General features: G+C 30.4%; 1 protein-coding gene. It reads left to right on the plus strand.

The window, feature by feature from the left end:
• Positions 1-22: 22 nt before the first annotated feature.
• Positions 23-487, plus strand: a complete 465-nt coding sequence (locus ACFIM6_RS10155; protein ID WP_375612702.1) for an SMI1/KNR4 family protein — start codon at positions 23-25, stop codon at positions 485-487.
• Positions 488-582: the final 95 nt, after the last annotated feature.

Genomic DNA, 582 nt, shown 5'->3' on the forward strand with positions numbered 1-582 from the left:
ACGCAAGTTTTGAGGATCATCTATGAAAACCTATACCTTAGCTGATGTTGCAGTACTAGTTGATAAATATAACGATAGTATCGATTTTGGCTCTACAGATGAAGTAGTTGATGATGCACTGATTGAAAAAGCAGAGAAAACTCTTGGTTTGCAGTTTACGTCTTCCTATAAAAGTTTTTTAAAAAACTATGGAAGAGGGGAAATTTGTGGTGAGGGAATATGTAGCGTTTATGATACAAACTTTGAGATTGTTCGTAGTGATGATATTGTTTATAAAAACTTAAATTATAGAAAAAATGGTTTTGCAACGCCACAACAACTTATTGTTAGTAGAACCGATTTTGGAGAGACATTTTTCTTCGATTATTCTCAATTCCAGAATGGAGAATGTGCACTCTATTTTGATTTTTCACCCAAAGATCCACAATATTATGCAAGTAACTTCTATGAATTCCTCTGTAAAAGGATTACAGATAATTTGAAGTAAATTTCTTTGTATGGTGGTTTTATTTTCAAATTGCAATGTTAAACCACCATTATTTTTTTTAAATGAGAGAAAATTAAAATCAATATATTTCAATA

The organism is Bartonella sp. AA9NXGY, assembly GCF_042196845.1.
Classification (GTDB): Bacteria; Pseudomonadota; Alphaproteobacteria; order Rhizobiales; family Rhizobiaceae; genus Bartonella.